Source organism: Sulfurospirillum cavolei (genome assembly GCF_001548055.1).
GTDB lineage: Bacteria > Campylobacterota > Campylobacteria > Campylobacterales > Sulfurospirillaceae > Sulfurospirillum.
The window spans coordinates 2296498-2315485 of sequence record NZ_AP014724.1 but is presented as its reverse complement, the minus strand read 5'-3'; the positions used below and the strand labels follow the sequence as shown (position 1 = coordinate 2315485).

Sequence of the window (18988 nt, the reverse complement as noted above, 5' to 3'; positions counted from 1 at the left end):
TATGGGTATCCTCTCTTGGATTATTTTTTTACCGATGGCGGTTGCGTGCGTGCTTTTGGTTCTTCCCGTGGGCGCAAAAGCAACGCGTAACGGAGCGTTTGGCGTCTCTTTGGTCATTTTTGCGTTGGCGTTTTACGTGCATGAACATTTTGTGCCAAGCGCGCAGATGCAGTTTTACGAGCAGTACGATTGGATCAAAAGCTACGGTATCACGTATCGCGTCGGCGTCGACGGTTTTTCGCTGATCGTGTTGATGCTCATCGCCACGTTGCTTCCGAGCGCGTATCTTTTGTTGTGGCACAACGAACGTTCGAAAAGTTATTGGATCAGTATGCTTTTCATTCAATCGGGCATTAGCGGTACGCTTTTTTCGCTCGATCTGTTTTTGTTTTACTTTTTTTGGGAAGCGATGCTACTCCCCGTTTTTATGATTATCGGGCTTTTCGGCTCGGGCAATCGTGTTTTTTCGACCTTGAAGATCACCGTTTACACGATTATGGGGTCGCTTTTTATGTTTGTAAGTATTTTGTATTTGGGCGTGTCGCACTACTATGAATTCGGGATATGGAGTTTCGCGCTTTCGGATTTGGTGCGGATTTCGAGTTTGACGCAGGTTCAAGAGATGTTTTTGTTTGCCGGTTTTATGATCGCCTTTGCGATCAAAATCCCGCTTTTTCCCTTTCATTCGTGGCTCTTGGAAACCTACTCGACTTCGCCTACCGGAGGCGTTTTTTTACTCTCTTCGATCATGGCAAAATTGGGCGTGTATGCTTTGGTGCGCTTTACGATGCCGCTTTTTCCCGATCTTTTTGTCGCCTACGCGCGCTTTTTTATCGGCTTGGGAATTTTCGGTTTGATCTATTTCGGCATTGCGGCGATTGTGCAGGATAACATCAAAAAGATGCTCGCGTACTCTTCGGCGTCGCACTTGGGGCTGATCACTGCGGGCGTTTTTTCGCTCAACATGCAAGGCTTAACGGGCAGTGCCTTTCTCATCGTTGCCCACGCGATTGCCACGGGAGGGCTCTTTTTATTGGTCGGCGTGATGCAACGCCATTTGGGGATTCGCCCGCTAAGTGCCTTGGGCGGCATTGCCAAGCGCGCTCCGTGGTTTAGCGTCTACTTTGCGATCATGCTCTTTTGTACGGTCGGCATTCCCGGAACGAACGGCTTTGTGGCGGAACTGTTGATCGTTTTGGGTATTTTTCATTACAATCCCTATTTGGGCGTTTTAGCGGCATTGACCGTTTTGGTGGCGGCGAGTTATATGTTCTGGGTTTTTCAAAAAGCGATTTTGGTGCAAAGCGGCAACGACGTTTCGCACATGCGCGACTTGAGCCTTCACGAAATCGTCGGTCTGTTTCCTTTGGCGTTTTTGATCGTCGCGATGGGTGTTTACCCTGATTTTTTCTTGGCAAAAATCACGCCGACCTTACACTATTACCTCGATACGATCTTACATGTAGGAGCGAATGCATGATCGCGCTTGGATGCATTGCCTTGGGCGCGGTGCTTTTGATGCTTTTGTCGGCGATGCCCAAAGTTCGTATGGAACACTGTTCGTTGTTTGCTTTCGTGACGCTTCTGATCGGCTTGATCCTTACGCTCACGTCGTTCGGAGAGTTGTTCACCTTTTTCCCTTTGCCGAAATTTTTTCACAAAATGCTCATCGTCGATAGTTATTCGGTCTATTTCGATGCGATTATTTTAAGCGGCGCATTGGTAACTTCACTGATCGGCACGCACTATTTTCAGACAAAGAGACACTTTAAAAAAGAGTTTTTTTCGCTTTTCTTGTTTTCGGTTTTCGGGATGATGCTTTTGGTGCATGCAAGCGAATTGCTCAGTGCTTTTATCGCATTGGAGATCGCGTCGCTAAGCCTCTACGTGATGATCGGCTTTCAAAAAGTCCACGACAAACGCGTGGAAGCGAGTTTTCAATACCTTGTGTTAGGTTCTTTGGCGGGCATCTTCTTTCTTTTAGGCAGTGCGTTTGTGTATGCGGGTCTGGGTACGACGATCTTGGGAGAAATGGGAAACCGCTTGGATACGCTGATGGGTAAAGACGTTTCACTCGTGATCATCGGTGCGACTTTGATTTTGGTAACGTTTTTGTTCAAAATCTCCGCGTTTCCGTTTCAAAACTGGACGATCGACGTGTATGACGGCTCTTCGCTTCCGGTGAGCGCGTTTATGGCGGCGACCTTTAAAGTGGCGATTTTCGGGTTTATTCTTCGTTTGATGTTGGTGGATTTCGATCCGATCCGCGATACGTGGGATACGCTTTTCATCGTCGTTATTATCGCGACGCTTCTGTACGGCAGTTTTTTGGCGATTATCCAAAAGAGCTTGAAGCGAATGCTGGCGGCTTCGAGCATCGTACATACGGGTTATTTGCTGATCGCTTTCGTCTCGATCGGTTACGCGGGTGAAAGTGCCGCTTCGTCGATCATCTATTACCTCGTCGCCTATTTTCTCTCGGCAATGGGCGCGTTCGGGCTGATTTCGTATATTGCGGCGGACGAACATGTCAGGGTAACGTACGAAGATTTTAGGGGCTTTGCCCATGTGCATCCTTACATGGCGGCGATGCTGAGCGTCTTTATGCTTTCTTTGGCGGGAATTCCGAGCACCATAGGTTTTGTGGGTAAATTTTATATTTTTACCGGAGCGATCGAGGCGGGGTATACCTTTCTTGCCGTATGCGGCGTGGTGGCGACGTTTGTATCGGTGTATTATTACTTTAAACTGATCGCGCTTATGTATTTTTACCCCGCATGCGATTCGGATTGGAAAGACGTACCGAGCCTGAAGGGTATTACGCCCTTAACGATCGGTTTGATCGCCCTAGCGATCATCTGGGGTGGCATCGGCAATACCTTTATTGCCTACTTTCCGGGCGTGGATTTTCTCATCGACACCGCACGACTTTCTTACATGTCGTTGTTTATCAAATAGATTATTATATTAGAGAGAGAATAAATGACCAGAAAAAAATGCAAAAATGCTCCCTTATTACTTCAAAATTTTATAATCATTCAAAATCAAATCGAGTGCCACCTAAATTGCACTCGATTTTCATCAAACTTTTATGAATTAGCCAAAAATAGTACGAAAGTAGCCGTTGCAAGAATTTCTTTTTTAATGGGTGATTTATGCTCAATGATGTTACATCCACAAAGCAAAAATGAACCATTCTCTCCATACATTATTCTCGCAGATGGTCGTCGTTCAGCAATACTTGATGATTTTTCTTCAGAGGAATTAGAATTTTTTGAACTCATACTCCCCGAATGTAAAACATACCAAATCAAAGCTCGCATAGCTGATGTCTTATGGACATTAAAACGAGGCAAAGCTATTGATTTTGTAAAAATTGCTATTGAAAACTATCAAAAATATCCACTCTCACACGATACAATTCATTATGCAAGAAAAGTATGGCAACGAGCAATATTATTAGCTTTAACCATTAATCAACCTACGGAGAACATTACTAACCCTATTTTGGAACACATAAAAAATACTTCAAGTCAAGACAATTTTTATTTAATGCGTCTTGTTGAAATTTTGGATATTGCCAAATTAACAAAAGAAGAAATAGAAGTTATTGTGGCTCAACTTGAAACAGTTGCATAGCAGTTTAAAGAACAAAAACTCTATTATCAAAGTACACAATATTACCAATGTGCTCTAAAATGGACTAGAAAACTACAAAATAAAGAACTATGTTATAAGTTGCTCTATGAAATAGGTTTTTCTTTTTATCAAAATGCACTTGCCCAACCGTATGAATTTCAAAGTACATCACATTACGAAAATGCGTTGCAAGCACTCAGACAAATTCCACAGAAACACCGTGATACCAATAATATTCATGCTCTTATCGTTGAGATTGAGAAAAAAATACCTGAATCAAATCAAATCGCTTTAGAATATATGCAAAGAGTTGAAACTCAAATAGACACTAAAGAAATGGTCGAATACAGTGAAAAAGCGGTATCAAATAAACCTAAATTTAAAACGCTATTTATTTTTGCAAACTTGATTAATATAGAAACAAAAGAATATTTTCAAAAGCAAGCGCAAGAGCATATCCAACAATTTCCTATTCAACATCTATTCGGGGGTGTGCATATAAATCATGATGGAAGAACCATCGCCAAAACACCTCCCATTGATTTAAAAGAGAGTATGACAGCTGATTTTGATACACTCTTTCCTACAATGGTACAAAACTATAAAAATTACATTGAACTTACTGCTCAGGCATATGTCATTCCTGCACTTTTTCGGCTACTTCTTGAACATCGCATTACCAAAGAAGATTTATATCATATTTGTGAAAACTCCACATTGATTCCTAAAGAAAGAATCGTTGTATGGGTTGAAGGCTTGTGGTATGGTTTTGAACTTAATTTTTTAGTTTCTATTCAACTTTTAGTTCCTCAAATTGAACATTTTGTTCGATTGCAATTAAAAGTTAGAGGGGCTAAAACAACAACGATTGATAAAGAAGGAATTGAAATAGAACAAGGTTTATCTACGCTGTTAGACAAAGAGGAAATACATCTTATTTTGAGTGAAAATCTACTTTTTGAAATGCAAGTGTTACTAACAAAATCACTTGGTTACAATTTTAGAAATAACTTAGCGCATGGGTTATCCGAAGTTGGAGAAATGAACTCATACCCAGCTGTATATGTGTGGTGGCTGTGTTTAAAATTGGTCGTTAATAACAATAGTTTTGATTTTAAACAAGAAGATTAGAGCATTTTAAAAGAGCGTACAATAGCTTTACATGTAAAAATTATTTTATCAACGCTTCAAACTCTTCCCGAAATTTTTTAAGGTAGCTTTGCGCGATAAAAGCGACCGATGGGGCAAACACGCAGATGGTTTTACCGTTCATCGTATCGACCGCATCGAGGATGGTTTGGTAGTCTTCTTTGCTTCCTTTGCCCGCTAAGATTTTGGCTAAGATGCGATCGACCCAACCCGTACCTTCGCGACACGGCGTGCATTGACCGCAGGATTCGTGATGGTAAAACGCAAACAAATTTTTCATTGCTTCGGGAATGCTCACGCTCTCGTTCAGTACGATCATACCGCCCGTGCCCAAAGCCGAGCCGTGTGCTTTGAGACATTCGTAATCGAGCGTTATATCGTCGATCTCATCGGCCCTGAGGATTTGCACCGAAGAGCCTCCCGGGATGATCGCTTTGAGATTTTTATCCCCTTTGATGCCGCCGCACAACTCGTAAATGACGCGTTTCATGCTCGTTCCGTAAGGCAGTTCGTACACGCCCGGTTTTTTGACATGTCCGCTGATGCCAAACAGCATCGTTCCGGGGCTTTGTTCCGTACCGTAAGCACGGTACGACGCATAACCTTCGCGAATAATAAACGGCACGCTGGCGATGGTTTCGACGTTATTGACGACGGTGGGATTGCCGAAAAACCATTCGGGTTCTTTGCCTTTGGGTTTGAGTCTCGGGTGTCCGCGCTTGCCTTCTAACGATTCCAAAAGTGCCGTTTTTTCGCCGCAAATATACGCTCCCGCACCTTTGTGAATCGTGACATGTAAAGAAAAATCGCGACCGAAGACGCTATTTCCCAAAAGTCCCGCCGCATAAGCCTCGTCGATCGCTTGTTGCAGGCGGTTCATCCAAAAGACGTATTCGCCGCGAATGTATACGTAAGCGTGGTGTGCATTGATGGCGTAACTTGCGCAGATGATGCCTTCGATCAGCAAATGCGGGTCAAACTCCAAAATTTGGCGGTCTTTAAACGTCCCCGGTTCGCCTTCGTCGGCATTGACGACCAAGTAAACGGGCTTGGAGCTTTGGGGCGGAATGAGTCGCCATTTCTCTCCCGTCAAGGCACCGCCGCCGCCTTTGCCTCGAAGTCCGCTTCGTTCGATTTCGCAAATCGTTTCATCGGGGCTGAGACAAAAGAGTTTTTCCAAGGAGGCATAACGGCCGTTGGCACGCGCAATTTCGAGGGTGTGGGCATTTGGAATATCGAAATTTTTGCTGACCACTTTAGCGATCATGGCAAAGTCCGTCTAAAATTTCGTCGATTTTTTCAGGGGTTAGGTTCTCAATATACGTATCGTTGAGCCGCATACAAGGTGCCGTACCGCATGAGCCGAGGCATTCGACGAGTGAAAGCGTAAATTGTCGATCGGGCGTTGTTTCGCCTACTTTGATGCCGAGTTTATATTGAAGGTACTCTTGAATGTTTTTCGAGCCGCAGAGCATGCACGAGAGTGTTCGGCAGAGCTGAATGTGGTATTTGCCGACGGGTTGGAGTTGAAACATCGTGTAAAACGAAGCGACCGAATAGACCTCCATAGGCGTACGTTCTAATTTTTTGGCGATAAAACGTATCGCATCTAGGCTAATCCATCCCTCTTGGTACTGAACCATCCACAAGGCGGGTAACATTAACGATTGTTTGTCGGGATAACGCTCTAGCAACGCGTCAAATTTTTCTTCGTTCTCCCAATTAAACCCAAAACGACTCATCGATCCAACTCTCCTGCAATAATATTCAAACTTCCTAAACTAAGTATCGCATCGGCGATCATACCGCCTTCAATGATGCTCGGATACGCCGCCATCGCATAAAAACACGGCGGTCTGACTTTGACTTTATACGGTTTGGGGCTTCCGTCGCTGACGATAAAAAAGCCGAGCTCTCCGTTGGCCCCTTCGATGGCTCGGTAAGATTCGCTCGGAGGCACTTTGACGCCCTCGAAAACGAGCTTAAACTGATTCATCAAGCCCTCGATATTGCCGTAAACTTCATGCTTGGGCGGTAGCGAAATTGAGCGATCCGCAACGCACACCGCACCTTGGGGAAGGCGTTTCATCGCTTGTTCGATGATGCGTTTGCTTTGCCTGATCTCCTCAAAACGTACCATAATGCGATCGTACACGTCGCCCACGCTGCCTAACGCCATATCGAAATCGAAACTCTCGTAGTGATAATAAGGCGCATTGACGCGCAGGTCGTATGCCACGCCGCAGGCTCTGAGGTTGGGGCCGCTGAGGCTTCGGTTGATTGCCTCTTCTTGGGAAATAATGCCCACGTTTTGCGTTCGATCGTGAAAGATTCGGTTATGCTCTATCAATGTGAGCGTATCGCCGACTCCCGTATCGATGGCTTTCAAACAGACATGTAAGTCGTGTTCGAACCCTTCGTAGAGATCGTGGCTCATACCGCCGATGCGCATATAAGAGTTGGTCAGCCTCGCTCCCGTGAGCTTGGAAAGAAGATCGTAAACGCTCTCTCTGGGGTTGTACAAATACCAATAATTCGTCAGCGCGCCCATATCGACCAAGATCGCCGCCAAACAGACCAAATGGTCGATCATACGCGAAAGTTCGCCGATAATGACGCGGATAAACTGGGCGCGATCGGGCAATTCAATGCCCAAAATACCCTCCACCGCATGCGCGAAAGCGATATTGTTCAAAATTGCCGAACAGTAATTGAGCCTGTCGGTATAAGGAATGATTTGGTTGTAAGTATGGTTTTCGCACGATTTTTCAAAACCGCGGTGCAAGTAGCCGATTTCGCTGATGGCGCATCGGATCGTTTCGGACTCTAATGCCACAAACGTGCGAATCGTCCCGTGGCTTGCCGGATGTGCGGGTCCTAAATTGAGAAACATCAACGCATCGTGCGATTCAATGCCTTTGCGTTTGAGTCGAGGCGTCATCTCGTCCATCAAATCGTCGCTTTTATGACAGAGCTGTCCTTGCGTGATGGGATAGTCTTTACGCAACGGATGTCCGATAAACTCTTTATGATTTAAAATGCGCTTGAGGTTGGGATGGTTTTTAAAATGAATGCCGTATTGATCCCAGATTTCGCGCTCCGCCCAATTGGCACTTTTAAATAAAGAAGCGATGCTATCGATCGCTAAAGTTTCGTCCACGTCGATTTTAAGCGTTATCACGTTGGAAAAAAGTCGATCACGCAAAAGATAGACGATCGCAAAGCGTCGTAACGCCGAAGGCTGATGTAAATAATCGATGGCCGTCATATCGACTAAAAACGTGTAACCGTCGTTTTGATACAGTACATGTAAGGCTTGTAGTATTAAAGAAGCATCGAGTTTGTACGCACCGTACGCGTCGATCGAAACCTCTTTTTCGAAGCGTTCAAGAAAGGCTTTAGGCATCAAGGCGTCCTTTGAAAACGCGTTTGGCGCGATCATCGAGTAAACGTTCGTCGGCTTGAATCTTTTGAATTGCCAAAAGTGCGTCTAAAAAAGCTTCGGGGCGCGGCGGACATCCGGCGACGTAGACGTCGACGGGAATAATCGCATCGATGCCTTGAAGGGTAGTGTAATTGTCGTAAAAACCTCCGCTACAAGCACAGGCTCCGGCACTAATGACCCATTTGGGTTCGCACATTTGATCGTAGATTTTTTTTAAAATCGGTGCTTGTTTGTAGCTAATCGTTCCTGCGACGATCAGTAAATCGGCTTGGCGCGGCGAAAAACGCACCACTTCGGCGCCGAAACGCGAGATGTCGTATTTGCTGCTTGCCACGCTCATAAACTCGATGGCACAACACGCCGTTCCGAAAACATACGGCCACATCGACGATTCTCTTGCCCATGAAAGTGCGCTCTCAAGCGTCGACGTAATGACGCTATCGCCGAAAATCGCCTCGGCTCCTACTGCCATGAGAGTGCCTTGATACGATACACGTACCATAATCCCGCCGCTAAAAGCAGGATAAACGTCAGCATCTCAAAAAGACCGAGAAAACCGAGTTCTCTTAAGTTGAGTGCCCACGGGAACATAAAAATAATTTCGACGTCGAATAAAACGAATAAAATAGCGATCAGGTAAAATTTGGCACTCATGCGCCCCTCGCTCGTACCGATCGGAGAACTGATGCCGCTTTCGTAGAGCATATGTTTGTTTTTCGTTTCGCTTCGAGGACCTAAACGAGCCGAAGCTAAAAAAAGCAGAGGAAGAAAAAGCGTTAAAAAAGCGACGATACACGACGCTAAAAAAAGGTTTTCAGACATTAATCGTATCTCCTCTAAGGTCTGAAATCATCATAACCAAAGAAATGTAAAAGAGACGTAAAAAAAGAAAATCAATTTTATCGCTAAAAAAGAGCGATGCTTAAGAGATTTTTTTATACAATAGCACCCAAAATTGTTATTAAAGTTAGAGGATTGTGTATGCGCTATTTGGTTTTTTTGTCTCTTTTCTCTTTAGGTTTGTATGCCGCGATTACGGCAGACGATATTTACTACGTTTACAAAACAAAAGGTATTAAAGCCGTCGAGGAGCTTTTAAAACGAGAGTACGAAGTCAAAGAAGTGAAAGAAATCAAAGAGGTCAAAGAACCCTTTAAAGAAGTAAAAGAGGCGAAAAAAGAAGAGCCTAAAGAGCCGGCGGTTAAATTGGGTCAAAAACGTTTCGTTAAATTCAAAACGCCGAGCGAAAAAGAGTCGGTTTCGCGCGATCATTGGTTGAAGCAACTTAAGGGAATCGATGTGAGTTACGGCTACTACGAAGACGTCGAGTCATTGATCGTGTGTGAAAAAGAGAAAAAACGCTGTGACGTTTTCCATGTCGAAGAAGACGGATTGAAACTTGTTCGCGTTCACGACGACGTTATTATGGGCAAAGGCGGCGATAAAGTCAAACGCGGCGATCTTAAGACGCCGGTGGGCGTGTATGAGATCATTAAACGTTTCAAGCCGACCAATCAATTTTACGGCCCGTTGGCGTTTTCACTCTCGTATCCCAATCTTTTCGACGTCTTACGCAATAAAACGGGCGACGGCATTTGGATTCACGGTATGCCGATTGACGGAAAAGACAGAGACGATTTGAGTAAAGGGTGCGTGGTCATGGAAAACAACGCCATCTTAACCCTTGATACGGAGATTAACGCACAAAGTGCGGTCGTCATTATCGGCGAATCGAAAGTCCCTAAAATGACGCGCGAACAAGTTGCAACGATTTTAAGCGAAGTTTATAAATGGCAACGGGCTTGGAAGGTCAACGACATCACGACCTATCTCAATCTCTATTCCAACGATTTCAAAAAATCGGACGGCTCCGGAAAAGCAAAATTTTCGGCGATGAAACAACAAATTTTCTCACGCAAAGAGAACAAAACGATTCTGTTTGAAAATATCAGTATTTCGCCGTATCCGACCGTAGACGATCGAAAACTGTTCAAAGTTTCGTTTTACCAAACGTACAAAAGTCCCTCTTTTGCTTCAAAAGGCGATAAAGAGCTGTATATAGAGATGGTCGGTGATAAAATGCAGATATTGGCGGAAAAATAGGAAAGAAAGATGCAAGAACACGAAGAGATTGAAGAAGAATTAGCCAAACTGATCGCAGCGCGTGAAGCTTTTTTGGCGTATATGGACGAGACGATTCCCAAAGACGAAAAGGGTATCGGTTTTGACTTTTCGAACCATCCAACGTTAGATGCCAAAACGGTTTACGAACACTTTTACAAACTTGATTACCAAGCGCGCAAAATTAGGAGTTTTGTCGTTAAAGCGTTCGAATTAAGGCATTAGAGATGGCATATATTACGATTAACAAAGCGCATTTTTTCCACAACCTCACGCTTTTGAGTGATAAAGCCGGCGGCAAAAAAAAGCTGATGGCGGTTTTAAAAGACAACGCCTACGGGCACGACGTCGCCTTAATGGCGCGTTTATGCCAAGAGTACGGCATCGTCCGCGCCGCCGTTAAGACGATAGACGAGGCTAAAATCATCGCTCCGATGTTTGACGAAGTTTTGGCTTTAGTCGATCATCCGACGCATAAAAGCTTGCATCCGAGCATTTCGTTTGCAACGCATTCGCTAGAGGCATTGCATGCGCTTCCTCCTGGAGCGGCGATTCATTTGAGCATCGATACGGGCATGCATCGAAACGGCATTAAAGAAGAGATGATCGAAGCGGCACTGGCATTGATTGCGCAAAAAGGGTTGCTTCTCAAAGGTGTTTTTACGCACTTTCGCAGTGCCGACGAATTGACGAGCGAGTTTTTTTGGCAACGTTCCAATTTTGAACGCGCAAAAGCAAAAATCCGCTCTTTTGCTAACATGTACGCATTTCCGAAGATTCATTTTCACTGTTGTAACTCAGCGGGGCTTTTGCGCTCGAACTCCTTAGGCGACGACGACTTCGCACGTCCGGGGATTGCGATGTACGGCTACAGTCCGGTCGATCCGCGTATCGGCACGTACGACTTAAAACCCGTTATGGCGTTATGGGCGGAAAAATTGAGCACGCGCATCCTTAAAAAAGGAGAACGCGTCGGATACGGCGGTATTTACGAAGCGAAAGAGGACGAAGTGATCTCGACGTACGACATCGGTTACGGGGACGGTTTTTTCCGCTTCGACGGGTTTGAACCCGTGTTGATGGCAGATGGCAAAGCAACCAAAGGACGTATGTCGATGGATAGTTTTTGCGTGGGCGGCGATGCCGCGAAAGTCTGTATGTTTGATGACGCAGAACCGCTTGCAAAACAATTTCATACCATTAGCTACGAAATTACGACCAAACTTTCCGCTTCGTTAAAACGTATCGTGATTTAGCTCGCGAACAACTTGATTTCGATTGCGCCGCTTGCTTCTCGCGTGCTAGCGACGCTCAAGGCGCTCTCCGCTCGAAGTTTAAACGTCGATAAGGTATCTTTGGGAGCCAAAGAGGTAATGCCGAAACTGCAACTAATCGTTCCGATATGGGAAAACTTCGTTTGAGCCAATAAGGCTTGAAATTTTTTAGCGACGCCCAATCCCGCTCTAAAATCGACTTCGGGTAGCAAAAGCGCAAAACGATCGTCGGTCCATTTTGCAAAGACGTCGATGTCGCGCGTATTTTTTTTCACCAATTGAATAAATTCTCTTTTAAATCCCGTGATAACCGCAGCGGGAAAGATATTGCTGATATTTTTAAAGGCGTTGATTTCGATGAGAACGAGCGTGAGATTCGTGTGGTAGCGTTTGTGACGTTTAAACTCTTGTTGCACTTCGTCTTGGAGTTTTAAATAGGTAAAAACGTCAAGCGTTTTATCGTATTGCGTCGTTTCACCGGCGTAACTCGTATTCATACTTTGCAAGAGTTCTTTTTTTGCCGAAAAGGAAAGTGCAAAGCTTAGCATTTGAAGAAAACGGCGAATGATCGACATGTGGGCTTCAACGATTTCAGGCGCGAAGCTTGCCAGCATTAAGTTTCCCAAAATCTTTTCATGACGCTCTTCTTTAATCTCAAAAGCAAAAAGCGTTAAAGTCTTTTTATCGATCGTAACATGTTCTTTGGAAAACGCGGATTTCTTGGTGTAGATTTGAATCGCGATTTTTTCGATTTCGCTTTGGTACGGGTTGGTGTGCAGAGGATGAATCTCTTTGGAGCGAAAGTGCGCTTTTATAAAAGTGTTTTCATTGTAAAGTGTCATACTCTCTTTATCGTAGAGAAACAAAAGCGTTGCTTCTAAGGACAAGTTTTTTTCAAGAATCTCCAATGCTTTGACGGTATTGAGTTTGGTCGAAAGCGAAGAGAGTAGGACATCGGAGAGTTGTTGGAGCTGTGCGATCTCGTCTAAAGGTTCGGTGTTTTTTTCGTCTTGAAGAGGAAAAGAAAAACGTTTCGAAAAGAAAATCGCTGCAAAAATCAGCGCAAAAATTGCTATTTTAATCCATGCGACGCTATGGTTTGAACGCAATAAAAGTTCATCCCCAAACGCACTTCCGTAAAGTACGACGTTGGAAAAAGCGTCCAATACCCAATAAGCAAGAGCACCGATGAGAGCTACAACGTAGAGGTTAAGGTCGCGGCGCATGGGCTTACTCGCGGATTCCGTCAGCAAACAAAATACCGTCGATACCGTGCAAGGCGGCAAACTCAATGTCGTTATCGTCGCTTGAAGTCAACAGTATTTTGGCGTCGAAGAGATAGTCGTCGGCAATTTTTTGCGCTTGTAACACCAAGGCTTTACCGACGACGAAATACGAAGCATGAAGCGCATGACCCAACATCAGCTCTTGAATGTTTTTGACGCTTATGGCAAACGGAACATTTTGCGCGAAGCAATAGCTTGCCAAAGGCGCGTCAAACTCAAAAAGCACGATCGCGTTTGAGGGCGTGCGAGACAATGCTTCTTGAGCGGCGATACGATAAAAAGGCGTATAGGGAATGAGCGAATGTCCTAAAATGATCATGACGTCAACCTTGCACACTCTTTGGAGCAATAAAAAACACCGTCTTTAATGATGGCGTCTTTATGGCTAATAAACGTTGAACACGCATGGCATTCCACCATCGTTTCGCCTTCTAATTTCTTCGCGTCGCGGTTTTTTTGAATCGTTTCTTTTCGAGCATTTTTGAAAAAAAAGAGATAAATCAATACGATAACGGCGCAAAATAGCGCGATTTTAAGCAACATCGACATCCTTCATCACAAGATAATAACGTTTTTCTCTTTGGTACACGCGACAGTTCGACAATCCTTTGATCTCTTCTTCAACGAATTCGCCTTTGTAAAACAGTAAGGTTGTCGTAGGTCGAATAAAATTACGGCACAATCGTACCAGTGTTTTTGTTTGGGTCACGGCGCGCGAACTAATCAAATCGACCTCGAAAGGCGCTACTTTTTCGACGCGATCGGTTGCAATGTCAACGTTTTTAAGATCGAGCGTTGTTTTGACCAGATGTAAAAAAGCACTTTTTTTTGCAATCGGTTCGAAAAGCGTAAAATGCACGTTCGGTAGCGCAAACGCCAAGACCATTCCCGGAAAACCCGCTCCCGTGCCGATATCGATTGCCGTTCGAAACGAAGAGCTTTCCAAAAACTGTAAAGGATAGACGCTATCTTCGATATTTTTCATGACCGCTTCGTGCGTTTTGGCTCCGGAAATATTGTGCGTACGATTATAGTGCAATAAAAGCGATGCGTACGTTTGGGCATGTGAGTCAAAATATTCCGGAAGCATTGCGTGCCCTTTGAAAAAAAGATATTAAAAGTATATCGTATCTAAAGGGCGATTAAGGAAGGTTTACATGTGAGTCGTACGGTAAGCATTTTTCGTACGATCCACATGTAACCAAAGAAAGCGTTTAACGGATGCGAAAGCGGCGTAGCTCGATATTGGCGTTTTGTGCTTTTGTCAACAACTGACCGGAAATCTCTTTAACGCGTTCGCCCAAGGCGTTGTTATGTTCGGAGAGCGACGTCATATCGTCGATTTGTTGCATAAACGTTTCCGCCGTTTGCGCGACGAGCGTATGTTCGTTACTTTGTTGCTCGGAGATTTCGATGGTACGGCTTAATGTTGCGGAGGTGCGTTCGGAGTCGCCGATGAGTTGATTCGTGTCTTGCGAAAGGCTGAAAAACGATTGTGAAATTTTTTCCGTTTTATCGGTCACAAGGTCGATCGTTTGTACGATAACGTTGGTCGTCGCGCTAATATCAAGCAGTGAGGCTTGCGTACGTTCGGCCAATTTGCGCACTTCATCGGCGACGACGGCAAATCCGCGCCCGTGTTCGCCTGCGCGTGCGGCTTCGATAGCGGCGTTTAGGGCTAAAAGATTGGTTTGATCGGCGATGTCGTCGATAATGCTAAGGACTTCTTTGATCTGCGTCGCTTGTTGCGAAAGCGATTCAACTTGAGAACTTAGAGCGTGTTGTTCTTGTGCGCTTTGACGCGTACGATCGACGACGCTGCGCATATTGGTGACAAACGTATTGAGGATCTCTTGCGTTTGTTGGAGGTCTTGACAAGTTTGAAACGACGTGTGTTTCATCTCCAACTCTTTCGCTTTTAAGCGTTGCATATCGGATTGGACGGTATGCATAAAGCGGTTTTGTTTTTCGATATTGCAGGAGAGGTCGGCGGAAACGCTGTTTAACGAATGGCTTGCTTCGACGCTTTGGTCGGAAGTCTCTAACGCTTTGGAGATGGAGGCTTTAAAATTTAAAATCAAGGTTTGTACCTGTTTCATCGTATCGGAGATTTCGTTATCGTTTTTCAACGTGAGCGATTCGGTAAGATCGAGGTTGGAAGCGATACTTTCCAATTTTTTTCCCGAAACGGTAATGGCCTGTAAAACGTCTTTAAACGTAGCATACAGTAAGACGATGATAATCAAGGCGGTTAAGACAAGCACACTGCCTTCAATCCAAACATGACGGTACGTTGAGGCTTCCAAGGCGTTAAGGGTTTGTTCGATTTCTGCGGAGAGATGATCGTCGACGCTTTTGAGCAGGTTGATTTTATCGGTAATCGTGTTAAACCATACGGTTGCATCCACGCCAAAATGTCCTTCGTTGGCTTTGGTGATCGCACTTGAGCGCATCTTCTCGACTTCTCCCACGACGGGCGATTGCATCGTTTTTTGGTAAAACGCTATCGAAGCAGGCGAAGCCGTGCCTAAAAAAGCATCCAAATACGAAGCTTGTTCGGAGACGAGGGTAATCAGTTTAACGAACATGTTCGGCGCAAACGCATCGGCGGCAAAGGTATTGGACAAGACGGCCCGTTCGATGCCCGTGCGTTCTTTGGCTTTGAGAAAATTGGCGTAGGCATTGAGCTGTTTGATGGTTTCGGGATTATTCGAGAGCATGGACGAGGAGGTAACGATGTCTAAAAGGTGTTTGTTTAAAAGCGTGTAAAAATCAACTTGCTCCGCCGCACTAATCGCAAAGGTATCGACGCGTTTTCGAATGCTCTCCAGATTGGAAAGCATGGTATCGATCGTTCGAATCTGTTCGCTCAAAGAAGCGGGGAAGCGGCTCAAATCGATCGTTTGAAGCGCTTGGCGGTAGCGTGTTCTTTCCTGATCCGTCAATTGACGTTGCGAGGGAAGCTTATCGGCAAATTTCTTCCCCGACGAGCCCAAATATCCCGCACTCGTACCTCTTTCTTTTTGGCTTTCGTGAACGAGTAAGCTAATGCTCGTCGAAAGAGAGACGATACGTTGAAGGTTTTGAATATTGGAGAGTTTTTCATGCGTCGTCATAGCCATTCTAACACCCATAAGTAAGGCGACGAGACCGACGACGATCGAGACAAAGGCTAGTTGAAGCTTAACGGTGCGGCGCATACTCTATCTCCTCGTATAAAAGTCGTTTTATTTCATAACGTTGATTATACTGATGTCGGAAATCCAAATGCATTGACGTACGTCAAACGAATATTAAAGGCTCAAAATCGATACGTGGGACGCACGTGATGTGCGTCCCAAATACGCTATATCAAAAAAGCTTAAACAACGGCGATAGAAGAGGTATAGTCGCCGTGGAGATTACAGCGTGCGACGGCGGAAAGCGTTTTGACGCTTTTCGTATCGATGCGTGCCGCCAAATAGCCGCGAGACGTTTTAGGCTCAAGCGAAACCGTTGCCGCTTTGTGCCCGTCCGCAAAAAGCGTGATTTCGTAAATCCAATGGTTCTCGACGCTTGGATGAAGAACGCCTTTTTGTCCGATATTGACTTCCACCAGCGCAAAGCCGTTTTTATCCGCCGTACCGATCGTGATTTCGGGAGAGTGTTTAAGTTCCGCCTCGGTAGGATTTGCCGGATCTTTAATGCTCATGGCTTGTTTATTGACGATTAATTTTTCGTCGTAAGCACTTGCAACCGTCGTCGCCAATGCGGCAAGAGCACCTATTTTTAGAGCATCTCTTCGTTTCATACGCAACTCCTTTAAGATGAAAAATACGAAAAAATTATAGCTAAAAAGTTTCAAAAGTCAATTGATAAAAAAATGTAACTAAGAGACTAAATTCGTAGATTTAACATTCATTTAGCAAGAAGCGATAGAATGAAAGAGACGATTATTTTACAACAAGGAGTTTACGATGGCGATTACTTTACCTCCGCTTCCTTACGAAGCTCACGCGCTTGCACCGTATATCAGTGCCGATACTCTTGGATTTCATCACGGAAAACATCATCAAACGTATGTTACGAACCTAAACAATCTCATTCAAGGAAGCGACCTTGCGGACGTGCCGCTGGAAGAGATCATCAAACTCTCGGCGAACAAGCCCGAAAAAACGGCTATTTTCAACAATGCGGCACAGGTGTGGAACCACACGTTTTATTGGCATTCGATGAAAAAAGGCGGCGGCGGTGCACCAAGCGGTGCGATCGCGGCAAAAATCGACGAAGCTTTCGGAAGCTACGAAGCGTTTGTTGAAGCATTTAAAAGTGCGGGTGCGACGCAATTTGGAAGCGGTTGGGCGTGGCTCGTGCTGGAAAACGGTGTGCTCAAAGTGACGAAAACGTCCAATGCCGATACGCCGATGGTGCATGCTCAAAAAGCTTTGTTAACCGTCGACGTGTGGGAACATGCCTACTATTTGGATTATCAAAACAGGCGCGTAGATTATCTCGATATTTTCTTAAAACATCTCGTGAATTGGGAGTTTGCCGAAGCCAATTTGCTAGCGTAAGGTCGATTGAAAATCCTTACATGTCATCTTACATGTAAGGATTTTTGTGCGTCGATGTTAGGCTTGATCGCTTAAACAATGCGGACATTTTTTCGCGGCGAGGGGAATGTTCATCGCGCACTCGGGGCACGCTTTCGTCGTAGCTTCGGGTGCTTTTTTGGGTACCATCTTCGTATACGCTTTGATCATCATAAACATGACAAATCCCAAAATAACAAAGGAGGTCAGGTCGTTGAAAAAAACACCGAGTTTGATCGCCGGAGCACCCGCTTTTTCAAGCTCGCTCAAAGAGGCGTAGCTTTTGCCGTCCAGCGCAATAAAGAGCGACGAAAAATCGACGTTCCCGAGCAACAAGCCGATCGGCGGCATGATGACGTTGCTGACCAGCGATTTGACGATCGTCGCAAACGCCGCTCCGAAAATAAAACCGACCGCCATATCGACGACGTTTCCTTTGACGAGAAAATCGCGAAATTCTTTAAGCATCTTCACTCCTTACATGTAGGTTTTTGACAAAATATTTCGGCGATTCGACGTAACCGTGTCGCGCGTAAAAACGGTGTGCGTCTTTGCGCCTTTCATGGCAATGCACTTCGATGCGATCGCAGCCTTTCTCTCGAGCGACGTCTAAAGCATAAGCTTCTAAGGTAGCACCGATGTGAGCCGAACGCATCGTTTCATCGACGACAAAGTAGCTAATCCGTAAAAACGGACCGAGTAGGGCGATTTGAGGAATGACATGTAAACAAAGCAAAGCGACGACGCGACCCTCGGTTTCGTACACCGCTAAAGACGCGTCGGGATGTTCTAAAAGCGTTTGAATGCGCGCGGGAAGAAAAGAGGACGTGTTCTCATAGCCCAATTGTTCGAGAAGAATCGCTAAAACGTCGGCATCTTGAACGTTGGCTTCACGTATCACGGTTTCTCCTAAAAAAGGTGTCCCATTTGCTCTTTTTTCGTTTTTAAATACTTCTCGTTGAAAACGTTCGGTTCGATAATCACGGGCACGCGTTCTGTAATTTCAATCCCTTTGAGGCTTTCGAGCTTTTTGGGATTGTTGGTTAAGAGTCGGATTTTCGAGATGTTAAAACGGTTTAAGATAAACTCGACGATCTCGTAGGTACGTTCGTCGGCTTTAAAACCGAGCTGGTGGTTGGCTTCGATGGTATCAAAACCTTTATCCTGCAAAGCATAGGCGTTGACTTTGTTGAGAAGCCCGATATTACGCCCTTCTTGGCGTAAATAAATGACCATACCGCCTTCTTTTTCGATGAGCTTCAAGGCATATTCGAGTTGGTCGCGACAGTCGCATTTCAGGCTTCCGATAGTGTCGCCCGTAAGGCATTCGCTGTGAATTCGAACTAAAGGAATCGTACCTAAAGGCTCTTTGAAGATCACTAAATGCTCTTTAATACCCTCTTTAAACGATTGAATTTTGAAGCTTCCAAACCGAGAGGGAAGGTTTGCAACTTCGGAAATTTCGATTTTCATATTTTTTAAATCCAGTTATGGTAAAATCAT

The 18988-nt window shown here is 45.0% G+C and carries 22 protein-coding genes; 8 read left to right on the top strand and 14 right to left on the bottom strand.

The window, feature by feature from the left end; all coding sequences use genetic code 11:
- The first annotated feature begins 1 nt into the window (after position 1).
- From UCH003_RS11600 to UCH003_RS11585, 4 genes are all read left to right on the top strand, one after another.
- Complete coding sequence (locus tag UCH003_RS11600) at positions 2-1480, top strand: complex I subunit 4 family protein (protein WP_060826631.1); 1479 nt, start codon at positions 2-4, stop codon at positions 1478-1480.
- Positions 1477-2958 (top strand): NADH-quinone oxidoreductase subunit N, encoded by a 1482-nt coding sequence (locus UCH003_RS11595; protein WP_060826630.1) that lies wholly within the window; start codon positions 1477-1479, stop codon positions 2956-2958. Before UCH003_RS11600 ends, UCH003_RS11595 begins: the two co-directional genes overlap by 4 nt.
- Before the next feature lie 24 nt (positions 2959-2982).
- Positions 2983-3639: a DUF7380 domain-containing protein gene (locus UCH003_RS11590; protein WP_060826629.1), complete on the top strand. Its 657-nt coding sequence runs from the start codon at positions 2983-2985 to the stop codon at positions 3637-3639.
- 99 nt (positions 3640-3738) lie between these two features.
- Positions 3739-4770 (top strand): DUF4209 domain-containing protein, encoded by a 1032-nt coding sequence (locus UCH003_RS11585; protein WP_060826628.1) that lies wholly within the window; start codon positions 3739-3741, stop codon positions 4768-4770.
- A 40-nt stretch (positions 4771-4810) separates the two neighbouring features.
- Here the strand turns inward: UCH003_RS11585 and nuoF are convergent, their stop codons facing one another.
- Genes nuoF through UCH003_RS11560 form a run of 5 tightly spaced genes read right to left on the bottom strand, consistent with a single transcriptional unit; the run spans position 4811 to position 9055 of the window.
- A complete protein-coding gene (nuoF, locus tag UCH003_RS11580) occupies positions 4811-6055 on the bottom strand; it encodes an NADH-quinone oxidoreductase subunit NuoF (RefSeq protein ID WP_060826627.1) in 1245 nt (414 codons plus the stop codon).
- The gene (gene nuoE / locus UCH003_RS11575) at positions 6045-6530 is read right to left on the bottom strand and encodes an NADH-quinone oxidoreductase subunit NuoE (protein WP_060826626.1); all 486 of its coding nucleotides are present in this window, start codon (positions 6528-6530) and stop codon (positions 6045-6047) included. The genes nuoF and nuoE overlap by 11 nt, the downstream gene beginning before the upstream one ends.
- A complete protein-coding gene (locus tag UCH003_RS11570; RefSeq protein WP_060826625.1) occupies positions 6527-8194 on the bottom strand; it encodes an NADH-quinone oxidoreductase subunit D in 1668 nt (555 codons plus the stop codon). The genes nuoE and UCH003_RS11570 overlap by 4 nt, the downstream gene beginning before the upstream one ends.
- Entirely contained in the window at positions 8187-8705 is a 519-nt protein-coding gene (locus tag UCH003_RS11565) for an NADH-quinone oxidoreductase subunit B (protein ID WP_060826624.1), read from the bottom strand. Before UCH003_RS11565 ends, UCH003_RS11570 begins: the two co-directional genes overlap by 8 nt.
- Positions 8696-9055 carry an NADH-quinone oxidoreductase subunit A gene (locus UCH003_RS11560; protein ID WP_060826623.1) on the bottom strand — a complete coding sequence of 120 codons (360 nt, stop codon included), beginning with the start codon at positions 9053-9055 and terminating at the stop codon, positions 8696-8698. Before UCH003_RS11560 ends, UCH003_RS11565 begins: the two co-directional genes overlap by 10 nt.
- Positions 9056-9214: 159 nt before the next feature.
- On the opposite strand from UCH003_RS11560, the gene UCH003_RS11555 reads away from it, so the two are divergent.
- Genes UCH003_RS11555 through UCH003_RS11545 form a run of 3 tightly spaced genes read left to right on the top strand, consistent with a single transcriptional unit; the run spans position 9215 to position 11610 of the window.
- The gene (locus UCH003_RS11555; RefSeq protein WP_060826622.1) at positions 9215-10336 is read left to right on the top strand and encodes a L,D-transpeptidase family protein; all 1122 of its coding nucleotides are present in this window, start codon (positions 9215-9217) and stop codon (positions 10334-10336) included.
- 9 nt (positions 10337-10345) lie between these two features.
- Positions 10346-10579, top strand: a complete 234-nt coding sequence (locus UCH003_RS11550) for a hypothetical protein (RefSeq protein WP_039672156.1) — start codon at positions 10346-10348, stop codon at positions 10577-10579.
- Positions 10580-10581: 2 nt separating this feature from the next.
- Positions 10582-11610 (top strand): alanine racemase, encoded by a 1029-nt coding sequence (locus UCH003_RS11545; protein ID WP_039672157.1) that lies wholly within the window; start codon positions 10582-10584, stop codon positions 11608-11610.
- Here the strand turns inward: UCH003_RS11545 and UCH003_RS11540 are convergent.
- The 6 genes from UCH003_RS11540 to UCH003_RS11515 form a co-directional block, all read right to left on the bottom strand.
- Entirely contained in the window at positions 11607-12854 is a 1248-nt protein-coding gene (locus UCH003_RS11540) for a GGDEF domain-containing protein (RefSeq protein WP_060826621.1), read from the bottom strand. The two genes, UCH003_RS11545 and UCH003_RS11540, sit on opposite strands and share 4 nt — an antisense overlap.
- A 4-nt stretch (positions 12855-12858) precedes the next feature.
- Entirely contained in the window at positions 12859-13233 is a 375-nt protein-coding gene (locus UCH003_RS11535; RefSeq protein WP_060826620.1) for a hypothetical protein, read from the bottom strand.
- Positions 13230-13457, bottom strand: a complete 228-nt coding sequence (locus UCH003_RS11530; RefSeq protein WP_060826619.1) for a PP0621 family protein — start codon at positions 13455-13457, stop codon at positions 13230-13232. Before UCH003_RS11530 ends, UCH003_RS11535 begins: the two co-directional genes overlap by 4 nt.
- The gene (gene rsmG / locus UCH003_RS11525; RefSeq protein ID WP_041962890.1) at positions 13447-14004 is read right to left on the bottom strand and encodes a 16S rRNA (guanine(527)-N(7))-methyltransferase RsmG; all 558 of its coding nucleotides are present in this window, start codon (positions 14002-14004) and stop codon (positions 13447-13449) included. The genes UCH003_RS11530 and rsmG overlap by 11 nt, the downstream gene beginning before the upstream one ends.
- Positions 14005-14128: 124 nt before the next feature.
- Positions 14129-16114: a methyl-accepting chemotaxis protein gene (locus UCH003_RS11520; RefSeq protein ID WP_060826618.1), complete on the bottom strand. Its 1986-nt coding sequence runs from the start codon at positions 16112-16114 to the stop codon at positions 14129-14131.
- Between the two features lie 161 nt (positions 16115-16275).
- Positions 16276-16704 (bottom strand): desulfoferrodoxin family protein, encoded by a 429-nt coding sequence (locus UCH003_RS11515; RefSeq protein ID WP_060826617.1) that lies wholly within the window; start codon positions 16702-16704, stop codon positions 16276-16278.
- 166 nt (positions 16705-16870) lie between these two features.
- Here UCH003_RS11515 and UCH003_RS11510 point away from each other — a divergent pair, with 166 nt between their 5' ends.
- A complete protein-coding gene (locus UCH003_RS11510) occupies positions 16871-17467 on the top strand; it encodes a superoxide dismutase (RefSeq protein ID WP_060826616.1) in 597 nt (198 codons plus the stop codon).
- A 57-nt stretch (positions 17468-17524) separates the two neighbouring features.
- On the opposite strand, the gene mscL is transcribed toward UCH003_RS11510, so the two are convergent.
- From mscL to ribA, 3 genes are read right to left on the bottom strand one after another with little or no spacing between them, the layout of a single operon-like run.
- A complete protein-coding gene (mscL, locus tag UCH003_RS11505; protein ID WP_060826615.1) occupies positions 17525-17953 on the bottom strand; it encodes a large conductance mechanosensitive channel protein MscL in 429 nt (142 codons plus the stop codon).
- On the bottom strand, positions 17946-18386 hold the full coding sequence (locus tag UCH003_RS11500) for a GNAT family N-acetyltransferase (protein ID WP_060826614.1): 441 nt from the start codon (positions 18384-18386) through the stop codon (positions 17946-17948). Before UCH003_RS11500 ends, mscL begins: the two co-directional genes overlap by 8 nt.
- 8 nt (positions 18387-18394) lie before the next feature.
- Positions 18395-18958 (bottom strand): GTP cyclohydrolase II, encoded by a 564-nt coding sequence (gene ribA / locus UCH003_RS11495; protein ID WP_060826613.1) that lies wholly within the window; start codon positions 18956-18958, stop codon positions 18395-18397.
- Between the last annotated feature and the right edge of the window lie 30 nt (positions 18959-18988).

Bases quoted from the DNA above. Each gene is read 5' to 3' on its own strand.
- UCH003_RS11595 (WP_060826630.1), top strand. From the start codon at position 1,477: ATGATCGCGCTTGGATGCATTGCCTTGGGCGCGGTGCTTTTGATGCTT.
- mscL (WP_060826615.1), bottom strand. From the start codon at position 17,953: ATGCTTAAAGAATTTCGCGATTTTCTCGTCAAAGGAAACGTCGTCGAT.
- UCH003_RS11555 (WP_060826622.1), top strand. From the start codon at position 9,215: ATGCGCTATTTGGTTTTTTTGTCTCTTTTCTCTTTAGGTTTGTATGCC.
- UCH003_RS11515 (WP_060826617.1), bottom strand. From the start codon at position 16,704: ATGAAACGAAGAGATGCTCTAAAAATAGGTGCTCTTGCCGCATTGGCG.
- UCH003_RS11545 (WP_039672157.1), top strand. From the start codon at position 10,582: ATGGCATATATTACGATTAACAAAGCGCATTTTTTCCACAACCTCACG.
- UCH003_RS11560 (WP_060826623.1), bottom strand. From the start codon at position 9,055: ATGTCTGAAAACCTTTTTTTAGCGTCGTGTATCGTCGCTTTTTTAACG.
- UCH003_RS11520 (WP_060826618.1), bottom strand. From the start codon at position 16,114: ATGCGCCGCACCGTTAAGCTTCAACTAGCCTTTGTCTCGATCGTCGTC.
- UCH003_RS11530 (WP_060826619.1), bottom strand. From the start codon at position 13,457: ATGTTGCTTAAAATCGCGCTATTTTGCGCCGTTATCGTATTGATTTAT.
- nuoF (WP_060826627.1), bottom strand. From the start codon at position 6,055: ATGATCGCTAAAGTGGTCAGCAAAAATTTCGATATTCCAAATGCCCAC.
- ribA (WP_060826613.1), bottom strand. From the start codon at position 18,958: ATGAAAATCGAAATTTCCGAAGTTGCAAACCTTCCCTCTCGGTTTGGA.
- rsmG (WP_041962890.1), bottom strand. From the start codon at position 14,004: ATGCTTCCGGAATATTTTGACTCACATGCCCAAACGTACGCATCGCTT.
- UCH003_RS11540 (WP_060826621.1), bottom strand. From the start codon at position 12,854: ATGCGCCGCGACCTTAACCTCTACGTTGTAGCTCTCATCGGTGCTCTT.
- UCH003_RS11550 (WP_039672156.1), top strand. From the start codon at position 10,346: ATGCAAGAACACGAAGAGATTGAAGAAGAATTAGCCAAACTGATCGCA.
- UCH003_RS11570 (WP_060826625.1), bottom strand. From the start codon at position 8,194: ATGCCTAAAGCCTTTCTTGAACGCTTCGAAAAAGAGGTTTCGATCGAC.
- UCH003_RS11535 (WP_060826620.1), bottom strand. From the start codon at position 13,233: ATGATCATTTTAGGACATTCGCTCATTCCCTATACGCCTTTTTATCGT.
- UCH003_RS11510 (WP_060826616.1), top strand. From the start codon at position 16,871: ATGGCGATTACTTTACCTCCGCTTCCTTACGAAGCTCACGCGCTTGCA.
- UCH003_RS11565 (WP_060826624.1), bottom strand. From the start codon at position 8,705: ATGGCAGTAGGAGCCGAGGCGATTTTCGGCGATAGCGTCATTACGTCG.
- UCH003_RS11600 (WP_060826631.1), top strand. From the start codon at position 2: ATGGGTATCCTCTCTTGGATTATTTTTTTACCGATGGCGGTTGCGTGC.
- UCH003_RS11590 (WP_060826629.1), top strand. From the start codon at position 2,983: ATGACCAGAAAAAAATGCAAAAATGCTCCCTTATTACTTCAAAATTTT.
- nuoE (WP_060826626.1), bottom strand. From the start codon at position 6,530: ATGAGTCGTTTTGGGTTTAATTGGGAGAACGAAGAAAAATTTGACGCG.